The sequence below is a fragment of the Arthrobacter zhangbolii genome, assembly GCF_022869865.1.
GTDB classification, from domain to species: domain Bacteria; phylum Actinomycetota; class Actinomycetes; order Actinomycetales; family Micrococcaceae; genus Arthrobacter_B; species Arthrobacter_B zhangbolii.
On the sequence record NZ_CP094984.1, the window covers coordinates 1,445,824 to 1,472,203 of the forward strand.

General features: G+C 65.6%; 23 protein-coding genes. 13 read left to right on the forward strand and 10 right to left on the reverse strand.

What is annotated here, in order from left to right:
* Positions 1-17: 17 nt before the first annotated feature.
* The 3 genes from dnaE to nrdR all read left to right on the forward strand — a co-directional run bounded on the left by dnaE (position 18) and on the right by nrdR (position 5,623).
* Positions 18-3,557: a DNA polymerase III subunit alpha gene (gene dnaE, locus MUK71_RS06695; protein ID WP_227902265.1), complete on the forward strand. Its 3,540-nt coding sequence runs from the start codon at positions 18-20 to the stop codon at positions 3,555-3,557.
* Positions 3,558-3,643: 86 nt separating this feature from the next.
* Entirely contained in the window at positions 3,644-4,993 is a 1,350-nt protein-coding gene (gene hisD, locus MUK71_RS06700; protein WP_423724594.1) for a histidinol dehydrogenase, read from the forward strand.
* 129 nt (positions 4,994-5,122) lie between these two features.
* Positions 5,123-5,623 carry a transcriptional regulator NrdR gene (gene nrdR / locus MUK71_RS06705; RefSeq protein ID WP_227928039.1) on the forward strand — a complete coding sequence of 167 codons (501 nt, stop codon included), beginning with the start codon at positions 5,123-5,125 and terminating at the stop codon, positions 5,621-5,623.
* Between the two features lie 132 nt (positions 5,624-5,755).
* Here nrdR and ppgK read toward each other — a convergent pair whose 3' ends face one another.
* Complete coding sequence (gene ppgK, locus MUK71_RS06710) at positions 5,756-6,559, reverse strand: polyphosphate--glucose phosphotransferase (RefSeq protein WP_227902263.1); 804 nt, start codon at positions 6,557-6,559, stop codon at positions 5,756-5,758.
* A 39-nt stretch (positions 6,560-6,598) separates the two neighbouring features.
* A complete protein-coding gene (gene map / locus MUK71_RS06715; protein WP_227902262.1) occupies positions 6,599-7,477 on the reverse strand; it encodes a type I methionyl aminopeptidase in 879 nt (292 codons plus the stop codon).
* 102 nt (positions 7,478-7,579) lie between these two features.
* On the opposite strand from map, the gene MUK71_RS06720 reads away from it, so the two are divergent.
* The gene (locus MUK71_RS06720; protein WP_227902261.1) at positions 7,580-7,741 is read left to right on the forward strand and encodes an SPOR domain-containing protein; all 162 of its coding nucleotides are present in this window, start codon (positions 7,580-7,582) and stop codon (positions 7,739-7,741) included.
* On the opposite strand, the gene panB is transcribed toward MUK71_RS06720, so the two are convergent.
* Positions 7,742-8,608 carry a 3-methyl-2-oxobutanoate hydroxymethyltransferase gene (panB, locus tag MUK71_RS06725; RefSeq protein ID WP_227902260.1) on the reverse strand — a complete coding sequence of 289 codons (867 nt, stop codon included), beginning with the start codon at positions 8,606-8,608 and terminating at the stop codon, positions 7,742-7,744.
* 165 nt (positions 8,609-8,773) lie between these two features.
* Between panB and MUK71_RS06730 the strand changes: the two genes are divergently transcribed.
* The 7 genes from MUK71_RS06730 to MUK71_RS06760 all read left to right on the forward strand — a co-directional run bounded on the left by MUK71_RS06730 (position 8,774) and on the right by MUK71_RS06760 (position 18,013).
* Positions 8,774-10,114, forward strand: coding sequence for a glutamine synthetase family protein (locus MUK71_RS06730; RefSeq protein WP_227902259.1), 1,341 nt, complete (start codon positions 8,774-8,776; stop codon positions 10,112-10,114).
* A 16-nt stretch (positions 10,115-10,130) separates the two neighbouring features.
* Positions 10,131-13,145: a bifunctional [glutamine synthetase] adenylyltransferase/[glutamine synthetase]-adenylyl-L-tyrosine phosphorylase gene (locus MUK71_RS06735; protein ID WP_227902258.1), complete on the forward strand. Its 3,015-nt coding sequence runs from the start codon at positions 10,131-10,133 to the stop codon at positions 13,143-13,145.
* A gap of 149 nt (positions 13,146-13,294) precedes the next feature.
* A complete protein-coding gene (locus MUK71_RS06740; RefSeq protein WP_227928089.1) occupies positions 13,295-14,716 on the forward strand; it encodes an amino acid ABC transporter substrate-binding protein/permease in 1,422 nt (473 codons plus the stop codon).
* Positions 14,713-15,441: an amino acid ABC transporter ATP-binding protein gene (locus MUK71_RS06745; RefSeq protein WP_227902257.1), complete on the forward strand. Its 729-nt coding sequence runs from the start codon at positions 14,713-14,715 to the stop codon at positions 15,439-15,441. Before MUK71_RS06740 ends, MUK71_RS06745 begins: the two co-directional genes overlap by 4 nt.
* Before the next feature lie 54 nt (positions 15,442-15,495).
* Positions 15,496-16,173 carry an NUDIX hydrolase gene (locus MUK71_RS06750; protein ID WP_227928038.1) on the forward strand — a complete coding sequence of 226 codons (678 nt, stop codon included), beginning with the start codon at positions 15,496-15,498 and terminating at the stop codon, positions 16,171-16,173.
* 166 nt (positions 16,174-16,339) lie between these two features.
* Positions 16,340-17,611: an FAD-binding protein gene (locus tag MUK71_RS06755; RefSeq protein WP_227928037.1), complete on the forward strand. Its 1,272-nt coding sequence runs from the start codon at positions 16,340-16,342 to the stop codon at positions 17,609-17,611.
* Between the two features lie 36 nt (positions 17,612-17,647).
* The gene (locus MUK71_RS06760; RefSeq protein ID WP_227928036.1) at positions 17,648-18,013 is read left to right on the forward strand and encodes an SdpI family protein; all 366 of its coding nucleotides are present in this window, start codon (positions 17,648-17,650) and stop codon (positions 18,011-18,013) included.
* Between the two features lie 92 nt (positions 18,014-18,105).
* Here MUK71_RS06760 and MUK71_RS06765 read toward each other — a convergent pair whose 3' ends face one another.
* The 6 genes from MUK71_RS06765 to MUK71_RS06790 form a co-directional block, all read right to left on the reverse strand.
* Positions 18,106-19,227, reverse strand: coding sequence for an alpha/beta hydrolase (locus MUK71_RS06765; protein ID WP_227928088.1), 1,122 nt, complete (start codon positions 19,225-19,227; stop codon positions 18,106-18,108).
* Between the two features lie 185 nt (positions 19,228-19,412).
* Entirely contained in the window at positions 19,413-20,216 is an 804-nt protein-coding gene (locus MUK71_RS06770; protein ID WP_227902253.1) for an ABC transporter ATP-binding protein, read from the reverse strand.
* A gap of 29 nt (positions 20,217-20,245) precedes the next feature.
* Positions 20,246-21,265 carry a FecCD family ABC transporter permease gene (locus MUK71_RS06775; RefSeq protein ID WP_227928035.1) on the reverse strand — a complete coding sequence of 340 codons (1,020 nt, stop codon included), beginning with the start codon at positions 21,263-21,265 and terminating at the stop codon, positions 20,246-20,248.
* Between the two features lie 26 nt (positions 21,266-21,291).
* Positions 21,292-22,299 carry a FecCD family ABC transporter permease gene (locus tag MUK71_RS06780; protein ID WP_227902251.1) on the reverse strand — a complete coding sequence of 336 codons (1,008 nt, stop codon included), beginning with the start codon at positions 22,297-22,299 and terminating at the stop codon, positions 21,292-21,294.
* Between the two features lie 12 nt (positions 22,300-22,311).
* Complete coding sequence (fepB, locus tag MUK71_RS06785; RefSeq protein ID WP_227902250.1) at positions 22,312-23,391, reverse strand: Fe2+-enterobactin ABC transporter substrate-binding protein; 1,080 nt, start codon at positions 23,389-23,391, stop codon at positions 22,312-22,314.
* 201 nt (positions 23,392-23,592) lie between these two features.
* Entirely contained in the window at positions 23,593-24,540 is a 948-nt protein-coding gene (locus tag MUK71_RS06790; RefSeq protein ID WP_227928087.1) for an alpha/beta hydrolase, read from the reverse strand.
* A 138-nt stretch (positions 24,541-24,678) separates the two neighbouring features.
* Here MUK71_RS06790 and MUK71_RS06795 point away from each other — a divergent pair, with 138 nt between their 5' ends.
* Positions 24,679-25,230, forward strand: a complete 552-nt coding sequence (locus MUK71_RS06795) for a dihydrofolate reductase family protein (RefSeq protein ID WP_227902249.1) — start codon at positions 24,679-24,681, stop codon at positions 25,228-25,230.
* Here MUK71_RS06795 and MUK71_RS06800 read toward each other — a convergent pair.
* A complete protein-coding gene (locus MUK71_RS06800) occupies positions 25,205-25,885 on the reverse strand; it encodes an alpha/beta hydrolase family protein (protein ID WP_227928034.1) in 681 nt (226 codons plus the stop codon). The two genes, MUK71_RS06795 and MUK71_RS06800, sit on opposite strands and share 26 nt — an antisense overlap.
* 319 nt (positions 25,886-26,204) lie before the next feature.
* Between MUK71_RS06800 and MUK71_RS16235 the strand changes: the two genes are divergently transcribed.
* Positions 26,205-26,333, forward strand: a complete 129-nt coding sequence (locus tag MUK71_RS16235) for a hypothetical protein (RefSeq protein ID WP_269436293.1) — start codon at positions 26,205-26,207, stop codon at positions 26,331-26,333.
* Positions 26,334-26,380: the final 47 nt, after the last annotated feature.

Here is a 26,380-nt window from a genome sequence, read left to right on the forward strand (position 1 = left end):
GGGCCTAGAATGTACTGGTGGCTTCAGCAACTAGTACGTCGAAATCGTTTGTCCATCTTCACAACCACACTGAATACTCGATGCTGGACGGTGCCGCGAGGCTGACCGACCTGTTCAGCCACGCCGACGAACTGGGTATGAATGCCCTGGCGACCACCGACCACGGATTCGTGTTCGGCGCCTTTGATTTCTGGAACAAGGCCCGCAGCGCAGGCATCAAACCCATTGTGGGTGTGGAGGCCTATCTCACCCCCGGCACCGCCCGGGCGGACAAAACCCGTGTGAAGTGGGGCGACGGCGGCCGCAACGACGTTTCCGGCGCCGGTGCCTACACCCACATGACCATGTGGGCCGAAAGCACCGAAGGCATGCACAACCTGTTCCGCATGTCCTCCCTCGCCTCCCTCGAGGGCTACCTCTACAAGCCCCGCATGGACCGGGACCTGCTGCAGACCTACGGCAAGGGCCTCATTGCCACCACCGGCTGCCCCTCCGGCGAAGTGCAGACCAAGCTGCGCCTGGGACTCTACAAGGAAGCCGTGCAGGCAGCCTCGGACTTCCGGGACATCTTCGGCAAGGAGAACTTCTTCTGCGAGCTGATGGACCACGGCCTGGACATTGAACGCAACGTCCAGGCGGACCTGATCAAGCTGGCGCGGGAACTGCAGCTGCCCCTGGTGGCCACCAATGACCTGCACTACACCCACGCCGAGGATGCCTCCGCCCACGCGGCCCTGCTCTGCGTCCAGTCCGGCTCGTCGCTGGCTGACCCCAAGCGCTTCAAGTTCGACGCCGACGAGTTCTACCTGAAGTCCCCGGATGAAATGCGGGCCATCTTCCGCGACCACCCGGACGCCTGCGACAACACCCTGCTTATTGCCGAGCGGTGCGACGTCGAATTCAACACCAAAGCCTCCTACATGCCCCGTTTCCCCTGCCCGCCCGGGGAAAACGAGGAATCCTGGTTCATCAAGGAAGTGGAAACCGGGCTGCACTACCGGTTCCCGAAGGGCATTCCGGACGATGTCCGCAAGCAGGCCGAATACGAAATCGGCATCATCACCCAGATGGGCTTCCCGGGCTACTTCCTGGTGGTGGCCGACTTCATCAACTGGGCCAAGAACAACGGCATCCGGGTGGGCCCCGGCCGCGGCTCCGGCGCCGGTTCCATGGTGGCCTACGCCATGCGCATCACCGACCTGAACCCGCTGAACCACGGGCTGATCTTCGAACGCTTCCTGAACCCGGACCGTGTGTCCATGCCTGACTTCGACGTCGACTTCGATGATCGGCGCCGCTCCGAAGTGATCCACTACGTCACCGAGAAGTACGGCGCGGACCGCGTCTCCATGATCGTCACCTACGGCACCATCAAGGCCAAGCAGGCCCTGAAGGACTCCTCCCGCGTGATGGGCTACCCGTTCTCCGTGGGCGAGCGGCTCACCAAGGCCATGCCGCCGGACGTGATGGGCAAGGGCCTGTCCCTGCAGGACGTGCACAACAAGGAAGCCAAGCGGTACGGCGAAGCCGACGAGCTGCGCGAGCTGCTCAAGACCGATCCGGATTCCCAGCGGGTCTTTGACACCGCACTGGGCCTGGAGGGGCTGAAGCGCCAGTGGGGCGTGCACGCCGCGGGCGTCATCATGTCCTCGGACCCGCTGATCGACATTATCCCGATCATGAAGCGCGAGCAGGACGGGCAGGTAATCACCCAGTTCGATTACCCCACCTGCGAAGGCCTGGGCCTGATCAAGATGGACTTCCTCGGCCTGAGGAACCTGACGATCATTTCCGACGCCATTGAGAACATAAAGCTCAACCAGGACATTGACCTGGACCTGGAGCAGCTTGAACTCGATGACAAGGGCTCCTACGACCTGCTGGCAAGCGGTGACACCCTGGGCGTGTTCCAGCTCGACGGCGGGCCCATGCGGTCCCTGCTCAAGCTCATGCGCCCGGATAACTTCGAAGACATCTCCGCTGTCATCGCGCTGTACCGGCCCGGTCCCATGGGCGCCAACTCGCACACCAACTACGCCCTGCGCAAGACCGGCGTCCAGGAAATCACCCCGATCCATCCCGAGCTGGAAGAGCCGCTGCGGGAAATCCTGGACACCACCTACGGCCTGATTGTGTATCAGGAGCAGGTCATGGCCATCGCCCAGAAGGTCGCCGGCTTCACGCTCGGCCAGGCAGATATCCTCCGCCGCGCCATGGGCAAAAAGAAGAAGTCCGAACTGGACAAGCAGTACGCCGGCTTCCACCAGGGCATGGTGGACCGCGGCTACTCGGAGGCGGCCATCAAGGCCCTCTGGGACATCCTGCTTCCCTTCTCCGACTACGCCTTCAACAAAGCCCACTCCGCTGCCTACGGCCTGGTCTCCTACTGGACCGCCTACCTCAAGGCGCACTACCCGTCCGAGTACATGGCTGCCCTGCTCACCTCCGTCGGTGACGACAAGGACAAGCTCGCCCTGTACCTGAACGAGTGCCGCAAAATGGGCATCACGGTGCTGCCGCCGGACGTCAACGAGTCCTCGGTGAACTTCACCCCTGTGGGCAAGGACATCCGCTTCGGCATGGGCGCCATCCGCAACGTGGGCACCAACGTGGTCCAGGCCATGGTGGCCGCCCGTGAGGAGAAGGGTGCCTACACCAACTTCAAGGACTTCCTGATGAAGGTCCCGGCGGTGGTCTGCAACAAGCGCACCATCGAATCCCTCATCAAGGCCGGCGCCTTCGACTCCATGGGCCATGCCCGCCGGCCGCTGGCGATGATCCATGAAGAGGCCATCGACTCGGTGGTGGTGCTCAAGCGCAACGAGGCCGTGGGACAGTTTGACCTCTTCGCCGCGATCAGCGACCAGGAGCCGGAAGACTCGATCAGCATCGATATTCCGGACCTGCCCGAATGGGAGAAGAAGGACAAACTCTCCTTTGAACGGGACATGCTCGGGCTCTACGTTTCGGACCATCCGCTGCAGGGCCTGGAAGGCATCCTGAGCCAGCACGCGGACTCCACCATCACGAACATCGTGGGGGAGGAAGGCCCGCCCGACGGCGCCATCGTCACCATCGCCGGCATGATCACCTCGCTGCAGCGGCGCATCGCCAAGAACAGCGGCAACGCCTATGCCCGCTGCGAGATTGAGGACCTTGCCGGGTCCATGGAAGTGATGTTCTTCGGGCAGGTGTACGGCCCGATTGCGGCGGTGCTGGCCGAGGACCTGATTGTGGTGGTTCGTGGCCGGCTGCAGCGCCGCGACGACGGCGCCGTCACCCTCAACGCCCAGGAACTGACCGTTCCGGACCTCAGCGAAGGCCATTCCGGCCCCGTGGTGATTTCCATGGCGACCTATAAAGCCACCGAAACAGTGGTGTCGCAGCTGGGCGACGTGCTGCGCACGCACCCGGGCACATCGGAGGTGCAAATCCGGCTCAACGGCTCCCGCACCGTGGAAGTGATGAAGCTGGGAGTCGACATGCGCGTGAACCCCACGCCGTCGCTGTTCGGTGACCTGAAGGTGCTGCTCGGCCCGGCCTGCCTGGACAGCTAGCAGGCGCCCGACGAACAGGAGGGACGGCCCGTAGTGCGGCGACGCGCAGCGGTGCCGGGCCGGCGGGGCTGGGTAGAATAAAAGGCGTGATCTCTTCCAGCCCCGAAGCAGCCTTTGATTCATTCCGCACCATTGACCTGCGCGGGAAGCACCTGAGCCCCGCAGAGCTCAAGGGTGCCATGCCGCGCGCCGAAACCACGTTCGACGCCGCCTCCGACGCGGTTGCCGCCATCATCACCGATGTCCGCACGCGTGGATTTGCGGCCCTGACGGACCTGGCGCAGCGCTTCGACGGCGTGGAGCAGCATTCGGTGCGGGTTCCGGACGAAGCACTGGACACCGCACTGGAGCAGCTGGACCCCGCGGTCCGTTCCGCCCTGGAAACCGCGATTGACCGGACCCGGACCTTCGCCAAAGCCCAGTGCCCTGCGGATGCGGAGGTCGAAATCCGCCCCGGTGCCGTCCTCACGCACAAATGGGTTCCGGTGTCCCGGGTGGGGCTCTACGTGCCCGGCGGTCTGGCCGTCTACCCGTCTTCGGTGATCATGAACGTTGTCCCGGCGCAGGCGGCAGGCGTCCAATCCCTGGCCCTGGCATCCCCGCCGCAGAAGGAATTCGGCGGACTGCCCCACCCCACCATCCTGGCCGCCGCCAAACTCCTGGGCATCACCGAGGTCTACGCAGTGGGCGGGGCGCAGGCCATCGCCGCCTTCGCCTACGGGGTTCCCGCCGATGCGAACAACGGCGAACTTCTTCCCGTGGACGTAGTGACCGGCCCGGGCAACGTGTTTGTCGCGACCGCCAAGCGCCTGGTCAAGGGCGTGGTGGGTATTGACTCCGAAGCCGGACCCACCGAGATTATGGTCCTGGCGGATGACACAGCCAACCCCCGGCTGGTGGCAGCTGACCTCATCAGCCAGGCCGAGCACGATCCCAACGCCGGCTCGGTCCTGGTGACCGCCTCCGAGGAACTTGCCGGGAAGGTCCGGGCCGAACTCGCCCGCCAGGCCGGCACCACAAAGCACGGCGACCGGGTGCGGACCGCCCTGTCCGGTGCGCAGTCCGGTGTGATCCTGGTGGATGGCCTGGAACAGGGGATCGCGGTCTGTGATGCCTATGCAGCTGAACACCTCGAGATCCAGACTGCCGACGCCGAGGCGGTGGCAGCGCGGATCCGCAGCGCGGGTGCCATCTTCGTTGGGGATTACAGCCCCGTCAGCCTTGGGGACTACTGCGCCGGTTCCAACCACGTGCTGCCCACCGGCGGCACTGCAGCGTTCTCCTCCGGCCTGAACGTCACCACCTTTATGCGGGCCATCCAGGTGATCAACTACAACCGTGAGGCACTGCAGGAGGTAAGCGCGGACATTGTGGCCCTCTCGGTCGCCGAAGATCTGCCCGCCCACGGCGACGCGGTCACCGTCCGGTTCAGCTAAGCCGCTCTTTCTCTCCCACCCGCCACATGTAGTGGAACCAACCACTACATGTGGTGGTCCCACTTGGTGCCGAAGGTGCGTGCGCCCTATAGTGAGAGCACCATAAGGCCCATCGCGAAAGGACGGGACATGTACTGTCCGTTTTGCCGCAACGCTGATTCCCGCGTCGTGGACAGCCGCCTGGCGGATGACGGTTCGGCAATCCGCCGCCGCCGGCAGTGCCCCCAGTGCGGACGCCGGTTCTCCACGGTGGAAACCACCAGCCTCAGCGTGATCAAGCGCTCCGGCGTGGGGGAGCCCTTCAGCCGCAGCAAGGTCATTAACGGCGTACGCAAGGCCTGCCAGGGCCGGCCGGTCAGTGAAGATGATCTGGCCATGCTGGCGCAGGAAGTCGAGGAATCCATCCGCGCCAGCGGCGTGGCGGAGATTGATGCCCACGAAGTAGGCCTGGCCATCCTGACGCCGCTGCAGAAGCTGGACCAGGTGGCCTACCTGCGCTTCGCCAGCGTCTACCAGTCCTTCGAATCCCTGGAGGATTTCGAGACCGCCATCGAGAAGCTGCGGACCGAGGGCCGGGACAGTGCGGGCAGGGCGCCCTCCGGCGCCCAGCGTCCGCTTACGGCGCAGTAGCCCGCTTACGTCCCGGTCCAATCACGGCGCAGTAGCCCGCACAAACACGAAAAAGGCGGCGGAAGGGAAATCCCTTCCGCCGCCTTTCTGCCGTCCGCCCGCCTGCACTGGGCGCGGCGGGAGGCTGCGGGCCTACTTGATGTACTTGAAATGCAGGGCTGCCTGCAGGGCCGCGCCCACTATGCCTGCGTTGTTCTTCAGGTTGGCCGTGACCATGGGGGTCCGCAGATCCAGCATGGGCAGGAAGTCCTCGCTGCGCTTGGAGATGCCTCCGCCGATCACGAACAGGTCGGGGGAGAAGAGGAACTCCACGTGGGAGAAGTAGCGCTGCAGCCGCTGGGCATACTCCTCCCAGCCGATGCCGTCACGCTCCCGTGCCGAGGCGGACGCCTTGGACTCCGCGTCGTGGCCGTCAATCTCCAGGTGGCCCAGCTCGGCGTTGGGAACCAGGACACCCTGGTGGATCAGCGCCGAGCCGATGCCGGTGCCGAGGGTGATGACCAGCACCGTGCCCTCCACGCCGCGCCCGGCGCCGTAGCGTGCCTCGGCCAGCCCGGCGGCGTCGGCGTCGTTCATGACCTGCACATCCCGGCCCAGCGCCTTGGTGAGCAGGGCGTCGACGTCGGTGTCCACCCAGCTGTTGTCCACGTTGGCCGCGGAACGGGCAACGCCGTGCTGGATGATGGCAGGGAAGGTGACGCCCACGGGCACATCGGGACCCGGGCCCTCGGGGCGGGAGGACAGCTCCGCCACGATCTGCCCGACGACGCCGGCTACGGCTTCAGGGGTGGCCGGCTGCGGGGTGGGAATACGGAACCGGTCGCCAATCAGCTTGCCCTTGGACAGGTCGACGACGCCGCCCTTGATGCCGGTGCCGCCGATATCAATTCCAATGACGGCGTCGACGTGCTTGTCGGACTTATGCTTCTTGGCCATGGTTCTCCAGTAGTAGTTCTGAGCTCGGGCTTACGCGGATTAGGGAAGGGTCAGAACTTCGGCACCGGTATCAGTGACGAGCAGGGTGTGCTCGAACTGCGCGGTCCGTTTGCGGTCCTTGGTCAGGACGGTCCAGTTGTCATCCCACATGTCCCACTCAATGGTTCCCAGAGTGAGCATAGGTTCAATCGTAAACACCATTCCCGGTTCAATCAGCCTGCTGTACGCCGGTGCGGCGTCGTAATGCGGGATGATCAGGCCGGTATGGAACGCCTCGCCCACGCCGTGGCCGGTGAAGTCCCGGACCACGCCGTAGCCGAAGCGCTTGGCGTAAGACTCGATGGTACGGCCGATGACGTTGATTTCACGTCCCGGCGCGACGGCCTTGATTGCCCGGCGCAGGGACTCCTGGGTGCGTTCCACCAGCAGACGGGAATCCTCGTCCACGTCGCCCACAAGGAAGGTCCAGTTGGTATCGCCGTGCACGCCGTTGATATAGGCAGTGATGTCGATGTTGATGATGTCGCCGTCGGCGAGCACCGTGCTGTCCGGGATGCCGTGGCAGATGACCTCATTGATGGAGGAGCACAGGGACTTGGGGAAGCCCCGGTAACCCAGCGTGGAGGGGTAGGCATGGTGGTCCAGCAGGAACTCGTGGCCCACCCGGTCCAGCTCATCGGTGGTGACGCCCGGAGCAATGTGCCTGCCCACCTCGACGATGGCCTGGGCGGCGATCCGGCTGGCAATCCGGATCTTTTCGATGGTCTCCGCAGACTTAACCTCGGACCCGGTGAACGGTGCCGGTGCCTCCCGGTCCACATATTCGGGGCGGGGGATCGACGCCGGTACCCGCAGCCGGGGGCTCACAATCCCGGGCGAGAGGTGTCCAACAGGTGCAGTGGCAAGATTCTGGGGCATACCATCGATCTTATCGCCAGCGTGCCCGGACAGGGGACGGGGAAGTACCAAACGCACCGGCGGCCGGTACCGCCGGTGCGCACAGTCAACAGGAGGACACCAATGGCCGATTACTGGTTCAACGTAGTGACGCATGAGGTCGAGGAAGGTCCGCAGTCCGACTGGACGAAGCTGCTCGGACCCTACCCCACGCGTGAAGAAGCCGAACTGGCACTGCAGAAGGTCCAGGCCAGGAACAAGGCCTGGGACGCGGAGGAAGACTGACTAGAAGCTGTGCTCCGGGCCGGGGAAGGAGCCGCTGCGGACCTCGTCCGCGTATTCCTTCGCCGCCCGGGACAGCTCGGTGCGCAGGTCCGCGAACGCCTTGACGAAGCGCGGCTGCCGTCCGCCGCGCAGTCCGGCCATGTCCTGCCACACCAGCACCTGCCCGGTGGTGGCGTTGCCCGCACCGATCCCGATGGTGGGCACCCGCACCGCGGCGTCGACCTCGGCTGCGATGTCCGCAGGCACCATTTCCATCAGCACGCAGAACGCACCCGCCTCGGCAAGCGCTACGGCATCCGCCACCACTTCCGCACCGGCTTCGCCGCGGCCCTGGACCTTGTAGCCGCCCAGCGCGTGTTCGGCCTGGGGCGTGAAGCCCACATGCGCCATCACCGGGATGCCGGCGGCCGTCATGGCCCGGACATGGTCCACGTAGTGACGCCCGCCTTCCATCTTGACGGCGTGGACCAGACCTTCCTTCATCAGCCGCACGGAGGATTCGATGGCCTGGGCGGGGGAGACCTCGTAGGAGCCGAAAGGCAGGTCACAGACCACCAGTGCGTGGCTTGCCCCGGCGGTCACCGAGCGGGCAAAAACGATCATTTCGTCCATGGTGATGGGCAGGGTAGTCGCGTGCCCCATGACATTGTTGGCCGCGGAGTCGCCCACCAGCAGCACCTCAATGCCGGCTTCATCGAAAATGCCGGCCGCGTACTGGTCATAGGCGGTCAGCATCGCGAATCTGCCGCCGTTGTCCTTGAGCTGCTGCAGGTGCGAGATACGGATTTTCTTCAGCGCCGGGGCCGCTGAGGCGGCGGGCGTCCCGGGGGCGGCGGCGTACGGGGAAGGCTGTTCGGCACTGGTCATGTATCGAGCCTACTAAAGAACGGGGACGGGGAACCCGCCGTCCCGCCGTCGGCGGTGCCGTAACGCAACGGCTCGAAGAACGCGCTGAGGTGGAAATGGCGCGTACGTAGGTAGAGTGAAGAAGGCTTCACAAGTCTCAAAACGGGAACAGGAAAGAAGGTAAGGATGAACCGCCAGCAGGAATTCGTTCTGCGCACCATCGAGGAGCGCGATGTCCGGTTTGTGCGGTTGTGGTTCACCGACGTCGTGGGCTCACTGAAGTCGGTGGCACTGGCCCCGGCGGAAGTGGAAGGCGCGTTCGAGGAGGGGCTGGGATTCGACGGCTCGTCCATTGAAGGCCTGGCGCGGATTTTCGAGTCCGACATGCTGGCCCAGCCTGATCCGTCCACGTTCCAGATCCTGCCCTGGCGCGGCGACGAAGAGCAGACCTCCCGGATGTTCTGCGACATCCTTACCCCGGACGGCCAGCCCTCCGCCGCGGACCCGCGCAACGTGCTCAAGCGCCAGCTGGCCAAGGCCGCGGACATGGGCTTCACCTGCTACACCCATCCGGAGATCGAGTTCTACCTGCTGAAGTCGGACCAGCTGGGGGATGACGGCGAGCCGGTTCCGGTGGACCAGGCCGGATACTTCGACCACGTTCCCGGCGGCGTTGCCCAGGATTTCCGCCGCACCGCCGTGTCCATGCTGGAAGCAGTGGGCATTTCCGTGGAGTTCAGCCACCACGAGGCCGGTCCGGGCCAGAACGAGATCGACCTGCGCTACGCCGACGCCCTGCAGACCGCGGATAACATCATGACCTTCCGCACCGTCGTCAAGGAAGTTGCCCTGATGACGGACTGCTACGCCAGCTTTATGCCGAAGCCGTTCTCGCACCACCCCGGCTCCGGCATGCACACCCACTTCTCCCTGTTCGAGGGCGACAGCAACGCGTTCTTCGAGGCCGGCGCCGAATTCCAGCTGTCCAAGACCGCCCGGCAGTTCATGGCCGGCATCCTGCGCCACGCCCCGGAGTTCACCGCCGTCACCAACCAGTTCGTGAACTCCTACAAGCGGCTCTGGGGCGGCGGCGAAGCACCGAGCTACCTCTCCTGGGGCCACAACAACCGCTCGGCTCTGCTCCGGGTTCCGCTGTACAAGCCGAACAAGGGACAGTCCGCGCGCATTGAATACCGCGGCATCGACTCGGCGGCCAACCCCTACCTGTCCTACGCGGTGCTGCTAGGCGCCGGCCTGAAGGGCATTGAAGAGGGCTATGACCTGCCGCCCGGTGCCGAGGACGATATTGAAAGCCTGAGCGCCGCCGAACGCCGCGCCATGGGGCACGACCCGCTGCCCGCATCCCTGCATGACGCCGTGCGGGTCATGGAGGACTCCGAGCTGGTCGCCGAAATCCTCGGCGAGCAGGTGTTCGAGAACTTCCTGCGCAACAAGCGCGCGGACTGGAACGAGTACCGCCAGCACGTGACCCGGTTCGAGCTGCAGAAGAACCTGGGCATTCTCTAACGGAGGGCCGGTACCCATGAGCCTGACCCGGCGGATGATTGCCACAGGTTTCCAGGATCTTGAGAAGAGCGCACGCTTCCTGGCGGCCTCCGAACTGGAACGGGTGGATGAGGACGCCCTTTTTGGCGGGTTCAACAATTCCGCGGATCCGGACCTGGCCCTGCAGTCACTGGTGCGGCTGATCGGCCGGATCCCGGAGGTCGTGGAGCTGGTCAACGCCGCGGATGAGCGGAATGAGGCACTGTTCCGGCTGCTGGGAGCTTCGGAGGCGCTGGCGGAATTCCTGATGCGCCACCCCGAAAACATGGATCTGCTCCACCGTCCGCTGCGCGCGGAACCGGGCAGCACCGGGGCGGGCGAGCTGCGCGCCTCACTGCTGGACGCCGTCCGGGCCGGCAGCGGTCCGGCACCGGTGGCGCGGCTGACGGGCACCGAGGCGTATGTTGCCCTGCGTGCCCGCTACCGGCGCCACCTGCTGGATCTTGCGGTCCGGGATCTGGGCGCCGCCTCGCCCACGGATTATCTCCCTTCCGCAGGCCGGGAACTTGCCGACCTGGCCGGCGCCGCGCTGGAAGCTGCCCTGGCCGTCTCGCGCGCGGAACTGGCGGCCAGCTACCCGGCAGAGGAAATCTCGGCAGTAAAGCTCGCCGTCATTGGCATGGGCAAGGCCGGCGCCCGGGAACTGAACTACATCTCCGACGTGGACGTCATCTACGTTATTGAAGCCTCAGGACTGCCGGAGCAGCGGGCCTCCACCATCGGTACGGCCCTCGCGGCGGGGATTTCGCGGGCCATCAACACCGCCGCACCGGAGCCGCCGCTGTGGGAAGTGGATACCAACCTCCGGCCGGAGGGCAAGGACGGTCCGCTGGTCCGCACCCTGGACTCACACATGAACTACTACCAGCGGTGGGCACACAGCTGGGAGTTCCAGGCACTGCTGAAGGCACGGGCCATGGCCGGGGACCCGGAACTGGGGCGGCGCTACGAGGAGGCAGTGGCGCCCCTGATCTGGACCAGCTCGGAACGTGACGGTTTCGTGGAATCGGTGCAGGCCATGCGCCGTCGGGTCACCGAGAACATTCCGGCCAGCGAAGAGGCCCGCCAGCTCAAACTGGGCAGCGGCGGACTGCGGGACGTGGAGTTCACGGTGCAGCTGCTGCAGTTGGTCCACGGCCGCATTGATGAGTCCCTGCGCGTACGCGGCACCACGGCTGCCATCGCCGCACTCAGCGACGCCGGGTATATCGGGCGCGCCGATGCCCGGGAGCTGGACGAGTCCTACCGGTACCTGCGGGTGCTCGAACACCGCATTCAGATGGTGCACATGCGCCGTACCCACCTGATGCCGGAAAACGACGCTGCGCTGCGGGCCCTGGCCAAGGCCAGCGCCGGTGCACTGGCGCCCGGACGCCCCGGCGCCGACCGGCTGCGGGAGCAGTGGCAGCGGACCAAGCGGCTGGTGCGCGGACTCCATGAAAGCATTTTCTACCGCCCGCTGCTCAGCACGGCCGCCAACCTCAGTGCGGATGAGGTCCGGCTCAGCCCGGAGGCCGCCCAGGCCCGGCTCGCGGCCCTGGGCTACGCGGACCCGCGCGGTGCCATGCGCCACATAGAGGCCCTGACGGTGGGCGTCAGCCGGCGGGCCGCACTGCAGCGTCAGCTGCTGCCGGTGCTGCTGGCATGGCTTGCCGACGGCGTGGACCCCGACGCCGGCCTGCTCGGCTTCCGACGGCTCAGCGAGTCCCTGGGGGATACCCACTGGTACCTGGGGATGCTCCGCGATTCCTCGGCCGCGGGGGAGCGGCTGTGCTCCATTCTTTCCTCCAGCCGGTTCATCACCGACCTGCTGGAGGTTTCCCCTGAATCCACTGCCTGGCTCGGCTCCGACAAGGAACTGGTTCCGGTTCCCTTCGAAGCGCAGTGGCAGGAAATCCAGTCCAAGATGTCCCGCCATCCGCGCGCCGGAGAAGCAATGCGGCTGATCCGGCTGATCCGGCGCCGGGAGATGCTGCGCATCGCCATCGCTGACAGTGCCGGCCTGCTCAGCCAGCAGGAGGTCGGCCGTGCGCTGGCCGACGCGGACCGCGCCGCGGTGCTTGGCGCCCTGCATGTGGCAGAGGGCGAAGTATTTGCCGGCAGCGAAAAACTCACCGAACTGCTGGTGGTGGCCATGGGCAGGCAGGGCGGCCGGGAAATCGGCTACGGTTCGGACGCCGACGTGATGTACGTTCACCGTCCGCTGCCGGGTGCGGATGCGGCAGCCGCCCAGGCCCAGGCGGAGAAGATCGTAGCCCAGATATCCACGTTCCTGCAGCAGCCCTGCACCCCGGCGGTCCTTGCCGAACGCACTCTGGTTCTTGACGCGGGGCTGCGGCCTGAAGGCAGGCAGGGGCCGCTGGTGCGCAGCCTCGAGTCCTACCGGGGCTACTACGAGCGGTGGTCCCTGATCTGGGAGGCTCAGGCGCTGCTGCGGGCGCGTCCCATGGCCGGCAGCGATGCCCTGGCCAAGGATTTTATGGCCCTCATCGATCCGGTGCGCTACCCACAGGACGTCTCGCCAAAGGACATCCGGGAAGTCCGGCGGATCAAGGCCCGGGTGGAAGCCGAACGCCTGCCCCGTGGTGCGGATCCGTCCCGCCAGCTCAAGCTGGGACGCGGAGGCCTCAGCGACGTCGAGTGGCTGGTCCAGCTGCTCCAGCTGCAGCACGCCCATGCCATCCCCGAACTTCGGACCACGGCGACCCTGCCGGCCCTGGACGCCATCGAGGCGGCGGGGCTGCTTCCGGCCGCCGATGTGTCCATCCTGCGCCACGCCTGGCTGCTGGCCAGCAGGATCCGAAGCGCAAATGTTATCCGCGGCGGACGCAACCCCGATGTGCTCCCTGCCTCGCGGCGGGAACTGGACGCCGTGGCCCGCTGGTGCGGCTACGGTGCAGGTCAGGGCGGGGTTTTGGAGGAGGACTACCTGCGCGACACCCGGCATGCCCGGGCTGTTTTCGAACGGTATTTCTACGGCTACGGGACGTAGCTCACGTTTCCACGGGCCCCTCCGGTTCGTTGCATTGCCACTGCTCTAGGTAGTCTCTATGGGGGCATTTGCGGCGCCAGCCGCAGTGAAAGAGCTAGGAGACGTTTATTTTGCTTAGTGGCAAACGGGCTACAAAGGGGTTGGCCAGACTGGCCGCACCGCTGACCGCCTTCCTCGCAACCCTGGCTTTGCTGCTTGGGGTACCTGCGGCCGGGGCTTTCGCGGCGGACGGCGTGGAGGGTGAAACCTTCGTTATCGGAACCGACACCACGTTCGCGCCTTTCGAGTTCCGTGAAAACGGCGAACTCGTCGGCATCGACATGGACCTGATCAACGCCATCGCGGAGGAGGAGGGTTTCGATGTTGAAATCCAGTCCCTTGGCTTTGATGCGGCGCTGCAGTCCCTGCAGTCCAACCAGGTGGACGGTGTTATTGCCGGGATGTCCATCACGGACGAGCGGCGGCAGGTGTTCGACTTCTCGGACCCGTACTTCGAGTCCGGCATCCAGATGGCCGTCGCCGAGAACAATGATGACGTCAAGTCCTACGAAGACCTGCGCGGCAAGCGTGTAGCCGTCAAGACCGGTACCGAAGGCCAGACCTTCGCGGAGTCCATTAAGGACGAGTACGGCTTCGAAGTGGTTGCCTTCGCCCAGTCCGCCCAGATGTACGACGACGTCAAGGCCGGCGGTTCGGTGGCGGTCTTCGATGACTACCCCGTGCTCGCCTACGGTGTGAAGTCCGGCAACGGGCTGAAGACGGTCACCGACAAGGAAGCCGGCAGCTCCTACGGATTCGCCGTGAACAAGGGCACCAACCCTGAGCTTCTCGCCGCTTTCAACGAGGGTTTGACCGAGCTGAAGGACAACGGGCAGTACCAGGAAATCCTGGACACCTACCTTGAAGCCGGCGCCACGGACTCCAGCTTCTGGGCCCTGGTGACCGATAACGCCCCGGCGTTCGCCAAGGGCCTGGGCCTGACGCTGCTGGCCACCGCGCTCTCGCTGTTCTTCGCCCTGATCCTGGGCGTGTTCTTCGGGTTCCTGAAGGTCAGCAGCATCAAGGTACTCCGCGGCCTTGCCACCATTTACGTGAGCATCTTCCGCGGCACCCCGGTGCTGGTGCAGGCCTTCTTCTTCTACTTCGGCCTGCCGCAGATTATTGGCCAGCCCGTGGACGTGCTGACCGCCGGCGTGCTGACCCTGAGCCTGAATGCCGGCGCCTACATGACCGAAATTGTCCGCGGCGGCATCCAGTCCGTGGACCCCGGGCAGATGGAAGCGGCACGGAGCCTGGGCCTTGGCTACGGCAAGACCATGCAGAAGGTCATCATTCCGCAGGCCATCAAGATCATGACGCCGTCCTTCATCAACCAGTTCGTCATCACGCTCAAGGACACGTCCCTGCTGGCCGTCATCGGCTTCGCGGAGCTGACCTACCAGGGCCAGCAGGTCTACGCCGTGAACTTCCGCACCGCGGAGGTGCTGATCATTGTGGCCGCCCTGTACTTCATCGTCATTACGCTGCTGACCAAGCTGGCGGACGTCCTGGATAAGAGGTTCAACAAGTGAGCAAGATCCAAACCATCGGACTGCGGAAGTCCTACGGGTCCAACGAGGTCCTCAAGGGCCTGGACGTCAGCGTTGCCGAAGGGGAAGTGGTCTGCGTTATCGGTCCGTCCGGTTCCGGCAAGTCCACCTTCCTGCGGTGCCTGAACAAGCTGGAGGACATCAGCGGAGGAACGGTCAAGGTCAACGGTATTGACCTCACCGATCCGAAGGTGAACCTCAACGAGGTGCGCCAGCACATCGGTATGGTCTTCCAGCACTTCAACCTCTTCCCGCACATGACCGTGCTGGAGAACATCATGCTGGCGCCGGTGCAGCTCAAGAAGGCGTCAAAGGAAGAGGTCCGCAAGACCGCGCTGGCACTGCTGGACCGGGTTGGCCTGGCCGATAAGGCGCACGCACGCCCGGCCCAGCTCTCCGGCGGCCAGAAGCAGCGTGTGGCCATTGCCCGTGCCCTGGCCATGAAGCCTGACGTCATGCTCTTTGATGAAGCGACGTCGGCGCTGGACCCCGAGATGGTGGGCGAAGTGCTGCAGGTCATCCGCGACCTGGCGGAGCAGGGCATGACCATGGTGGTGGTTACGCATGAGATGGGCTTCGCCCGTGAAGTGGCCGACCGTGTGATCTTTATGGCGGATGGTTACATTGTGGAGGAAAACTCCCCGGAGCAGCTGTTCGGTGCCCCGCAGGCTCCGCGCCTGCAGGACTTCCTGGCCAAGGTCCTCTAGACCCGAAAGAGCCTCCCACCGGTGGCCGCCCCCGGATTTCGCTATGCTCAGGGCATGAGCGAACTTACCGGTACGGCGGCCACCGTTGTGCTTCTCCGGGACTCCGACGCCGGTCCCGAGGTGCTGCTGTTGGAGCGGCCGACGGCCGGATCCTTTGGCGGGGCCTGGGTGTTTCCCGGCGGCCGGGTGGATCCCGAAGACCGCCGGGACACGCCCTCCGAAGCAGAGGCGGCCCGGCTGGCAGGGGTTCGGGAAACCGCTGAAGAAACCGGACTGACCCTGCTTCCCGGTGCGCTGGTGCCGCTGTCCTGCTGGATCCCGCCGGAGAACATCCCGCGCCGCTACCAGACGTGGTTCTTTGCCGCTGCCGCTCCCGCGGGCACGATCCGGCTCAATCCGGGGGAACTGCTCAACTACCTCTGGCTGACCCCGGAGAATGCCCTGGAGCGCCACCGCAACGGCCTGATGCAGCTGGTGACACCCACGTGGGTCACCCTGTACACCCTGTGCGGCGGGCCCAATGGTGCCGGGGCCGCCCTTGCCCAAATCGCGGACACCGTACCGGAGACCTTCCGGACCCGGCGGCTGGACGGATATGAACCGGCCACCGTGTTCGCCTGGGAGGGCGACGCGGAGTACGACGGCGCGGTATCCGGCGGCCCGGCACTTTCCCTCTCCCGCCACCGCCTCGTGATGGACGGGACGCACTGGCACTACGAGCGAACCCCCTGAGCCAGCGGACGGGGATGTCCGGCACCACGCCCACGCGCCGGCCCGGCTTGGTGTATCCACCACATAATGCGGGTCTGCAAGTTGTAGGCTGGCGGTCACCCTTCCGGATGACGCCCCGGCAGCTTCCAGTCCTGCTGCCGCGGCACCGGCCAGACTAAGGACGCCCATGCTCGAGGAACAGGTACGCGACAGGCTCAACTGGGCAGGTAATTATGAGTATGCGGCCCGGCGGATTGTGGTGCCGGCGTCGCTTGCCGAACTGCAGCAGACGGTGGCCGGTGCCCGGCAGGTCGGCGTCCTTGGCTCGCGGCACTCCTTCAACGGCATTGCCGATAGTGCCGGGACCCTGGTGTCGCTGGAGGCGCTGCCCCCGGGGATCGATCTCGACACGGATGCGCGCACCGTCACCGTCGGCGCCGCCGTCCGCTACGGGATACTTGCAGAGCACCTGCAGCGACGCGGTTTTGCCCTCCACAACCTGGCATCCCTGCCCCATATCTCGGTGGGCGGGGCCATCGCGACCGCCACCCACGGCTCCGGTAACGGCAACGGGAACCTCGCCACCGCCGTCGTCGGCCTGGAACTTGTCACTGCCGATGGCGAGGTTCGGACCGTACGAAAGGGCGACAGCGATTTCGAGGGTCTGGTGGTGGGCCTCGGTGCCCTCGGCGTGGTGCACCGTGTGACCCTGCGCGTTGAGCCGGCCTTCAACGTGCGCCAGGACGTCTTCACCGGGGTGGCGTGGGACGCGGTGCTGGCCGACTTCGACGCCGCCATGTCCGCTGCCTACAGTGTCAGTCTGTTCACTGACTGGACCGAAGGCAGCATTGGGCAGGCATGGCTCAAGAGCCGCATGGATGATGCACGGGGTGTGCCGGAGGTGTTCTACGGTGGGACCCCGGCGGACCGTGCGCTGCACCCGGTGCCGGGCGTGGCTGCGGATCACTGTACCCGGCAGCTCGGCGTTCCCGGCCCGTGGTCGGACCGGCTGGCGCACTTCCGCCTCGCCTTCACGCCCAGCAACGGCGACGAGCTGCAGTCGGAGTATCTCGTAGGACGTAAACACGCGGTTGCAGCGATTCAGGCGGTCCGCGCACTTGCGCCGAAGATCACGCCCCTGCTGCTGGTGTCCGAGGTGCGCTCGATGGCAGCCGACGGGCTATGGCTCAGCAGCAACTACCACCGGGACGGAATTGGCCTGCACTTCACCTGGAAGCCGCAGCAGGCGGCGGTCGAGGCCGTCCTGCCGGACATCGAGGCCGCCCTGGCTCCGTTCTCGGCGCGACCCCACTGGGGGAAACTGTTTACAACGGGCGCCGCTGCGCTTGCACCGCTCTACCCCCGGTTCGACGATTTCAAGGCCCTGGCCGGACGCATGGACCCCGAGGGGAAGTTCCGCAATCCCTTCCTGGACCGGACGGTCTTCGGGACGGCCTGACGCTTCTCCGGGGAGCCGGCGGCTAGAGTACTGCACATGGGGATCACCGGGGTACTTTTGATAATCTGCGGCGCGGGGCTTTCCTGGGCGGCTGAAGCCACGGCGAGCGGCCGGATGGGCATCAACTCGCTGGTGGGTATCCGGGTGGGATACGTAACGGTGTCGGAGCCCGCCTGGCGCGCCGGGCACCGAGCTGCCCGCCCGCTGACTCATGCCGCTGCCGGCGTATTTGCCGCACTGGGAATTTTTGCGCTGGTTTTCTGTGGTGCTGAAAGCACTTCGGGCGCGGCCATCATCAGCGGTTCCCTGCTGGTTCTGGGCCTCATACTGGCGGCTGCGGTGAAGGCAAACCGGGCTGCCCGTGCGGTGGTCCTGGCTGCTTCGCCACACGGCCGGGCCTAGAGCGCACGGGAACGCTGCCGGGGAATGCAGCCGGGGTAACGGGTTCACGGCGACCCGGCGGCCGGCCAGCGCCGCACACATCAGCCGATGGGTCAGTTGCCGTCCTCCAGGACCTCCGCCAACCCGCGGATCAGCCAGGGAGACCACCAGGCCCAGTCGTGCCCTCCGGTGATGGATCGGAAACCGACGTCCGCTCCCGCCTCCCCAAGGACCTGCGCGAGGTGGGCGGCCGGCTCATGCACGGTGGACTCATATCGTCCGGCCTGCATGCGGATCCGGACCCGGTCTTTGACCGGCATCAGGTAGGCCGCAAGGTCATACCGCCACAACGACGGCGACTGGGCGAGCGCCTTGCCTATCAGGTCCGGGTAGCGGGCCACCTGCCACAGGGCCGCCAGTCCGCCGTAGCTGGCCCCTGAAACCACTGTGTCTTCGGCCCGCGGGCTCACCGGCAGCCTGCCGCGCAGGACCGGCAGGAGATCCCGCCCCAGGAAATCGACTGTGCCAACCGGCCCGGACAGTTCCCGGGACCGGGTTTCCACGTCTGCCGAATCGATCAGTGCCACACATACTGGCGGGAGCGCTCCGCAACGGATCGCAGAGTCAAGGGTCGCCTGCAGGTTCTGGTACCTGGCCCAGACCTGCCCGTCATGCAGCAGGACCAGCGGAAGGCCTTGGACGCTGCCGCCCGTGGCCGGCGGCGCATACAGCCAGACTTTCCGCATCCGTCCCGCAAGGGTATCCGGAACCCACAGCTCCTGAAGCCGTGGAACTGGCCCGGTATGGCCCGGCGTCGGTGCAGCAAGCCACGGTGCCGCGGGTGCCCCGGGTAACCGGAGCACCGACGTCGGTGTGCCGTCCATTGCCGCTCCAACGTGGGGATTCCGCGAATCCCTGCCCCCGGCGTTGGCAGCTATCCGGACGGTGCGGCGGTCTGCGGCGGTCCGCCAGGGTACCGGCAGACCGGCCGGTGAGGACGTGATGCGGTAGCTCGCTTCCCAATCCTGCGGCATCCGCAGGGTCAAGGCCCATAGCCCGGCTCTGGTGGCGGCACTGCCGGATAGAGGAGTGAACTCCGTTGCTGCCGGGTTCCGGTGGTCCACCAGGGCATTGGCCGAGAGAATCACTGCCTCAGGGGGTGCACCGGGCCCATCCTCGCGATACAGGAATGTGGCGGCACGGAACTCCGGACAGCCCTGCGGGTCCGCTTCCACCAAGGGAAGTACCAACGTGTCCCAACGTGCAAGGAAATCCGCCTGTCCTGCAGCGCCCAACCGGCTCCACAAACGCTCGAAGTGTCCCTGCAGGACCTGAATCGGTGCCGGCTCAGGCGGAACGGGGACACGTGGATCGGGAAAACTGCTGGCTGCCGACTCGGTTGTATGCCTCGGTTCCCCACTCATCGCACCGCATCTTCAGGCTCGAGAGGCACCACCAGCGGCCCTCCGGTGGCCGGATCCGGGATGATCACGGCATCGATTCCGTAGATTTCCTTCATCAGTTTCGGCGTGGCGATCTGCTCCGGAGGGCCCTGCGCCAGCACGCGGCCGTCCTTCATGGCAATGATGTGGTCCGCAAACCGGAAGGCCAGGCTCAGTTCGTGAAGCACGGTGACCAGGGTGTAGTCGCCACTGCGGTGCAGATTCCGGCACAGGCGCAGTACGTCCAGCTGATGGGAAATGTCCAGGAACGTGGTGGGTTCATCCAGAAGCAGCACGGGGGTGTCCTGTGCCAGCACCAGGGCAAGCCAGACCCGTTGCCGTTGACCGCCGGAAAGCTCGCCTACGGTCCGGCCGGCCAGGTCCGTCACTCCGGTGGCAGCCATGGCCGCATCAACCGCCTGCCGGTCGGCGTCGGACCAAGGGCGCAACAGGCCCTGATGCGGGAACCGTCCCCGGGCCACCAGATCCGCTACGGTGATGCCGTCCGGCGCCGTGGACGACTGCGGCAGAAGCGCCAGCCGCCGGGCCACCTCCCGGGTGGGGTAGCCGGCGATGTCCTGTCCGTGCAGGAAGACCTGTCCGGCAACCGGCTTGAGGAGCCGTGAGAGGGCACGCAGCAGCGTGGACTTGCCGCATGCATTCGGCCCGATAATGGCAGTAAATGAACCGGGCGGAATGTTCACGTTCAGATACTCGGAGATGGTCCGGCCCTCGTAGCCCAGGGTGAGACCAGCGCCGGAGAGAACATGTTGAGCGGGCATAGCGCCTCTTTCGGTGGGAGTTCGCATAGTCAGACCTGCCTGCTGCGGGTCAGGAGCCAGAGCAGGTAGACGCCGCCCACCAGACCGGTCATCAGGCCGATTGGCAGCGCTGCGCGGACTGGCAGCTGCTGCGACAGCAGATCAGCGCCGGTCACGAGCACTGCACCCATCAGGGCCCCTGTGCCAATCGGAATGGCGGGGGAGCGGGTCAGCCTTGCGGCAAGCTGCGGTGCGGCCAGCGCCACAAAAGCAAGGGGGCCGACGGCGGCCGTCGCCACGGCGGTCAGGCCGACGGCCGCAGCCATCGACGTAATCCGCGTCTGTTCCACACGGACGCCCAAGGCGCGGGCAGCGTCGTCACCCATTTCCATCAGGGTGAGCGACCGTCCCAGGACGAGCAGGACCGGCAGCAGCAGGACCAATGCGCACAGGACCGGTACGGCGTGTTCCCAGGTCCGGGCGGCAAGGGATCCGGACAGCCACAGGTGTGCCTGGGCCGCAAGGTCCGCATCCCCCTTGGCCAGAAGGACCGAGTTCAGCGCCGAGAGCACGGCGCCTACACCTATGCCGATCAGGACCAGCCGGTACCCGCCGGTTAGTCCGCCCTGCAGGGACAATAAGTAGACCAGTGCCGCAGCGAGCAGGCCACCTCCCACTGCCCACAGTGCAGTGGCGGCAGCGCCGGCGTCGAACAGGATGATCTGGGCCACCGCACCGGTAGCCGCGCCGGTGGTGAAGCCGATGATGTCCGGTGATCCCAGGGCGTTGCGGGATACGGATTGGAAAACGGCACCGGCTGCGCCAAGACAGGCGCCCACAGCCAGGGCCGTCACCGCCCGGGGCAAGCGGATACGGTGCACCACCGCGGTGGTCCGCGGCTCCTCACTGAGGCCAAAAACTGCAGCAAGCACATCACTGAACGGCAGTGAAATGCTCCCGGTCTGCATGGCCGCGACACCCAGCATGGTGGCCGTGAAGGCCAGCAGCGTGCCGACGGCTGCCGTGCGGCTGCGGCCCAATGCCCTGCGCTGCCAACGGCGGCTTTTCACCGCCAGTGCCGTGCTTTTGGTTCCCCTCACAGCCTCGCCAGCTTCCGCCGCCGGGCGAGGGCGATAAAGAACGGTGCGCCCACCAGTGCGCTCATCACACCGGCACCGATTTCGTCCGGGGCGGCCACGAGCCGGCCCAGCACATCCGCACAGAGCAGCAGGACCGCCCCCAGCAGCATGGAAAAGGGCAGGAGTCGGCGATGGGCGGGTCCCACGATCAGCCGGGCGGTGTGGGGTGCAGCCAGACCCAGGAAGCCGATAGGTCCCGCTGCGGCTGTGGCGGCGCCGGCGAGTAAGAGGATGGCAGCGGTCCCGATGATCCAGGTGGTGCGCACGCGCACGCCCAGGCTCCGGCCCAGGTCTGCACCCAGGGACAGGGAGTCCAAGCTGCGGGCGGCCGGCAGTGCCATGGCCGCTGCGGCAGCGCCCGCGCCCAGAACCCAGGGCAGCACGTCATACCCGCGGCCCTGCAGCGAACCGGTGGCCCAGTTGGCATAGGAACTGTAGGTTTCCTCGCTGCCAGACAGCAGGAGGATCGATGTAGCGGCGCCGAGCATAACCGACAGTCCCGCACCGGCTAGGACCAGGCGGACGGGGTTGGTGCCGGCGTCGTGCGCCCTGCCCAGCAGGTAGACCACGAGGGAGGTGGCAGCCGCTCCGGTGAAACCGAAGAACATGTACTCCTGGGGGCTGGTAGCCGAGAACATAGTCAGACCGGTTGCGACGGCGAATGCCGCGCCCGCGTTGACTCCCAGAATGCCCGGTTCGGCCAGCGGGTTCCTCGTTAGTGCCTGCATCAGTGCCCCTGCCAAGCCGAGGGCAGCACCCACTGCGACGGCCAGCAGGGTGCGCGGGAGGCGCAGTTCCCGCACCAGCAGGTGGGTGTTTTGGCTCGGATCAAAGCGGGCCATGGCTGCCCAGGTATCGGGGAGCGGAATAGGGCGGCTCCCCATGGTCAGGCTGGCGAAAGTGAGGAACAGGAGCAGGACCAGTCCTACGGCCCAGCCCTGCCCCTGACGGTGTTTGTGCTGCATGGTTGTGGTGGTTTACTTACCGAAAGTCTCCCCGAACCAGTCCACGATTTCAGTAGAGCTGTAGTAGTCCAGGCGGAATGAGGCCAAGCCCAGGGGATACACCTTGTTGTTAACGACTGCGGGGACGTTGGCCAGTGTGGGATCGGCCGTGAATGCGTCAACCTTCTTCTCGTCTGCGCTGATGAGGAAGGTGTAGCTGCCGGTCACGGACTCGGCCAGGCCCTCATAGGAGCTGAAAGAGAAATCCTCGCGCTTCTGGACCGAGGTGTCGTACTGTTCATCGGGTTCGGCGATGCGGAAGCCCAGTGTCTGCAGCAGCTGGGCGTGCGGGCCGGTGGTTTTCCCAACCGGGGACGGCCTGCCAGGGTTGTAGCTGACAATCGAGGCGGTGGCGCCCTCTTCAATGCGTAGGGTTTCAGCAGTTTCAGCCACCTTCGCATCGAACTCTTCGACGACGTCCGCTGCATCCTGTTCGTGTCCCGTTGCTTCGCCCAGCTCTTCGGCCAGGTCCTGCCAGGATTGGTCACCGTAGTTCACCACAACGGTGGGGGCAATGCCGCTGAGGGTCTCATATTGGTCCAGCACGGAGTCATTGCCGGACGTCGAGACAACAATCAGGTCCGGTTCCTGGGCAATAACCGCTTCAAGGTCAAATTCACCAACCGGGTACAGGGGCTCCACGTTGCGCTGGACGGCGACGTCGGCCCATTGGGTAAAGAAGCCGTTTTCATCCGCGGTGCCGCCCTTGGCGGGGGTAAAGGCCGTCGCCGTTACCGGGGCGTCGATGGCCAACAGCGTGCCGGTGACGGACAGGGTGGTGGAAACGATCCTCTCCGGCATCGCATCGATGGTTGTTTCGCCCGCCTCGTGGGTGACGGTGCGAGGCCACTCACCCGAGGCGCCGGTGCCCTCCAGCGGGGTCTCCGATTCGGCAGCGGTGGTGCAGGCAGCCAGGGAAAGGGAAAGAGCAGCCGAAGCGGCAAGGGCAATGCCCCTAGTGAATGTTCGCCGCGGGATGGACCCGGAGGAGTTATGGTTGCGGCGTTTCGCAAGCGGGGTGGGAAGACCTGTTTTGGGCAGGGCGAAGCTCAAAATGACTCCTAGGTGGGCTGCCCGTCCGGGGCGCTACGCTGCTCGCGGTGAAAGCAGCCGTTCCGTGAGGAGCTGGCGTTTCCGTGCTGGTGCGGTCCGGATGCTAGGCAGAAGTGGCTGGAGTTGCGGGAGTGCTCGCCGCAACAACAGTTAGCGTAACCTAAGTGCGCCCTAATTACGCAACATTACTGTGTCCTAATGCTAAGCGTTCTGCCGTACACCCTTTATCGATGCTCCTCGTCCGGAGATTCGCTTCGCACAGGTGCGCCGCGCACGGCCGAGTACCGCCAGGATCCGGTTCCGGGCAGCCCGGCCCTCCGGAACCGGAAGCAGCGGATACACGTGGACGCCGCCCTCCGCTATATGCAGGTTTACCCGGCACCCGCCCGCCAGCATTGCCTTCTCGAGGCGCAGGATGTCCGGGTACGGCAGATCGCTGGTGCCGGAAAACAGCTCAGTGGCCGGCAGCCCGGAGAAGCTGCCGTTCAGCGGACTAACCCGGGGATCATTCAGAGGGTCGCCGGCGGCCCACGCCTCCGCGGACACCCGAAGCCCGGTTCGGCTCAGCCAGGGATCACGCGCTTCCACTTCCGCAAGTTCCGGGTTCTGCATGGCCAGGTCCACCCAGGGAGAGAGCAGCACCAGCCGGCCCGGCGGCGGGAGGGACAGGCCGGCCAGTTGTTGCGCAAAGGCCAGGGCCAGTCCGCCCCCGGAGGAATCACCCATAAAGGCCACCGCACCCGGCGGGCACTCTGACAGGATTTTGCGGTACACGGCAGTAAGGAACGGCGTCGCATCCCGGTGGTTAAACTTCGGCGCCAAACCGTACAGCGGCACCTCCACGCGGTACCCAGCGGCGGCAAGACGGGCGATAAAACGCCAGTGCCAGCCGGTGATCGGGCTGGTGTAGGCCCCGCCGTGCAGATACATCACCAGCGGTGCGGGGGAGGGCCGCGGGGTCCGCGGAAACACGGACCAGCAGGTGAAACCGTTGACCGTGCGTTCCTGAACTCCGTACCTGCCCCGCAGCCGACGCGGAGGAGGCGCCGGGTGCTTATCTGCGGCGAGCCGCTGCCGCGCACGCCGCACCGTTGCGGTCAGGGGTTTCCGGGTCAGCCGCAGGTAGGGGACCAGAAGCCGCATGGGCACACTCGCCAATTGGACACCCTCCCTCGCAACGGAAAACCTGACCGAAGACTATGCGGGTATTCCGGTGATCTGCGCGCGGCACACCGGGGCACCTCCGCACCCGTTGACAGGGCTGGCCGGACCCCGGAACCTGTTGGCATGCGCAAGGTAACCTCAGCACTTTTCAGTTCGGTTGACGGCGTCGTGGAATCACCGAACCTTTGGCAGTTCGACCACTTCGACGAGGAGATGGGCCCGGCCATGGAAGCGGCGCTCTCCGGCATGGATACGGTGCTGATGGGCCGCTCCACCTACGAGCAGTGGGCCGGTTACTGGCCGGACCCGGCGCACGACGACGAGTTCGGACTGTTCATCAATCCCGTCCGCAAATACGTGGCTTCCCGCACCCTTGAGGGACCTCTGGAATGGGAGAACTCTTCCCTGATCGACGGGGATCTGGAGGATTTTGTCGCAGACCTCCGCACCACCGAAGGCGGCACCATCGGGGTCCAGGGCAGCATCTCGGTTGTCCGGCAACTGCTTTTTGCCGGCCTGCTGGATGAGCTCACCCTAATGGTGCATCCCGTGGTCGCCGGCAGCGGGCAGCGGCTCTTCCGGCCCGAAGACCCCACCACCCGGCTGGAGCTGAAAAACTCCCAGGTCACGTCCTCCGGCAATGCCCTGCTTACCTACGGCCTGCGTTCGGACTGAGGAGCACGAATTCAGCCGCCGGGTCCGCCAGCGCTGCACCGATCACCTCTGCCGGACGCTTCTGCCCCCGGACTTCAAAGGAATGGTTCCCGCCGTCGACGTACTGAATACGCGCATTCGTCCCGATCCGGCCGGCTATTGGTTCCAGTTCACCCGGCAGTGCAAACGGATCGCGGGTGCCCTGCAGGAACAGCATGGGCACGGTGATTCCGTACAGGTGTGCATCCCGCAGCTTTTCCGGTTTGCCCGGGGGATGCAGCGGATAGCCCAGGTACACCAGTCCGGCCGCCGGCATGCCCTCGGCAACGGCCATGGAAGCCATCCGACCGCCGAACGATTTCCCACAGGCCCATACCGGCGTATCCCCGCTGCGGGTCAGCGCAGCCTCCATGGCTGTTCTCCACGCCTCAACAGCAACCGGTGCCTTGTCCGGGAATTTCCGGCCGGCCTCCCGGTAGGGAAAGTTGAACCGCAGGGTCGCCAGGCCGGCATGGTTCAAGGCCTCCGAAAACCCGGTCAGGAACGGATGCTCCATGCCGGTGCCGGCTCCGTGCGCCACCACGACGACGGCGGCCGGCTCGGCGGGGCGTGAAAACTCTGCGGAGACCGTTGCCTCACCGACGCGAAGGGACAGCTGTTCGGACGTAACGGGCATGTGTTCAAACATACTGCAGTATCGGGGTGCCGCTCCTTGAGGGCATCCGCTGATCGCCTTAGACTGGGAAGTGGACAGGATCTGAAGGCCAGGCATGTAAATCACCTGATGCCGGCGCGAGTTTGAAGCGCAGTCTCTCCTGATCCCCGCGGTCCGCCTCGGGCGACGAACCGAATGATCACTCCGGCACTGAAGCCATACCACCTTGGAACCCACCGACTTTCGGTGTGCCCGGAGTTCCTCCATGCCTCTTGAAGGGAGCATCAGCTATATGTTGAAGCACGTCGCTGTAACGCGTACCAGAACCACCAACTCACGATTGACCGCACAGATCGCTGCTATCGCTGCAGGATGTGCGCTGGTTGCCGGGGGAGTATCGGCAGCCGAAATCGCGATGCTGAACGCAGCACCGGCCCCGAGCCCGGTTGTCGCCGAAGCCAACGCCTAGCAGCGAAAAGAAAGTCTCCGCCGTCGTTCCCGTTCGAGGGAATGGCG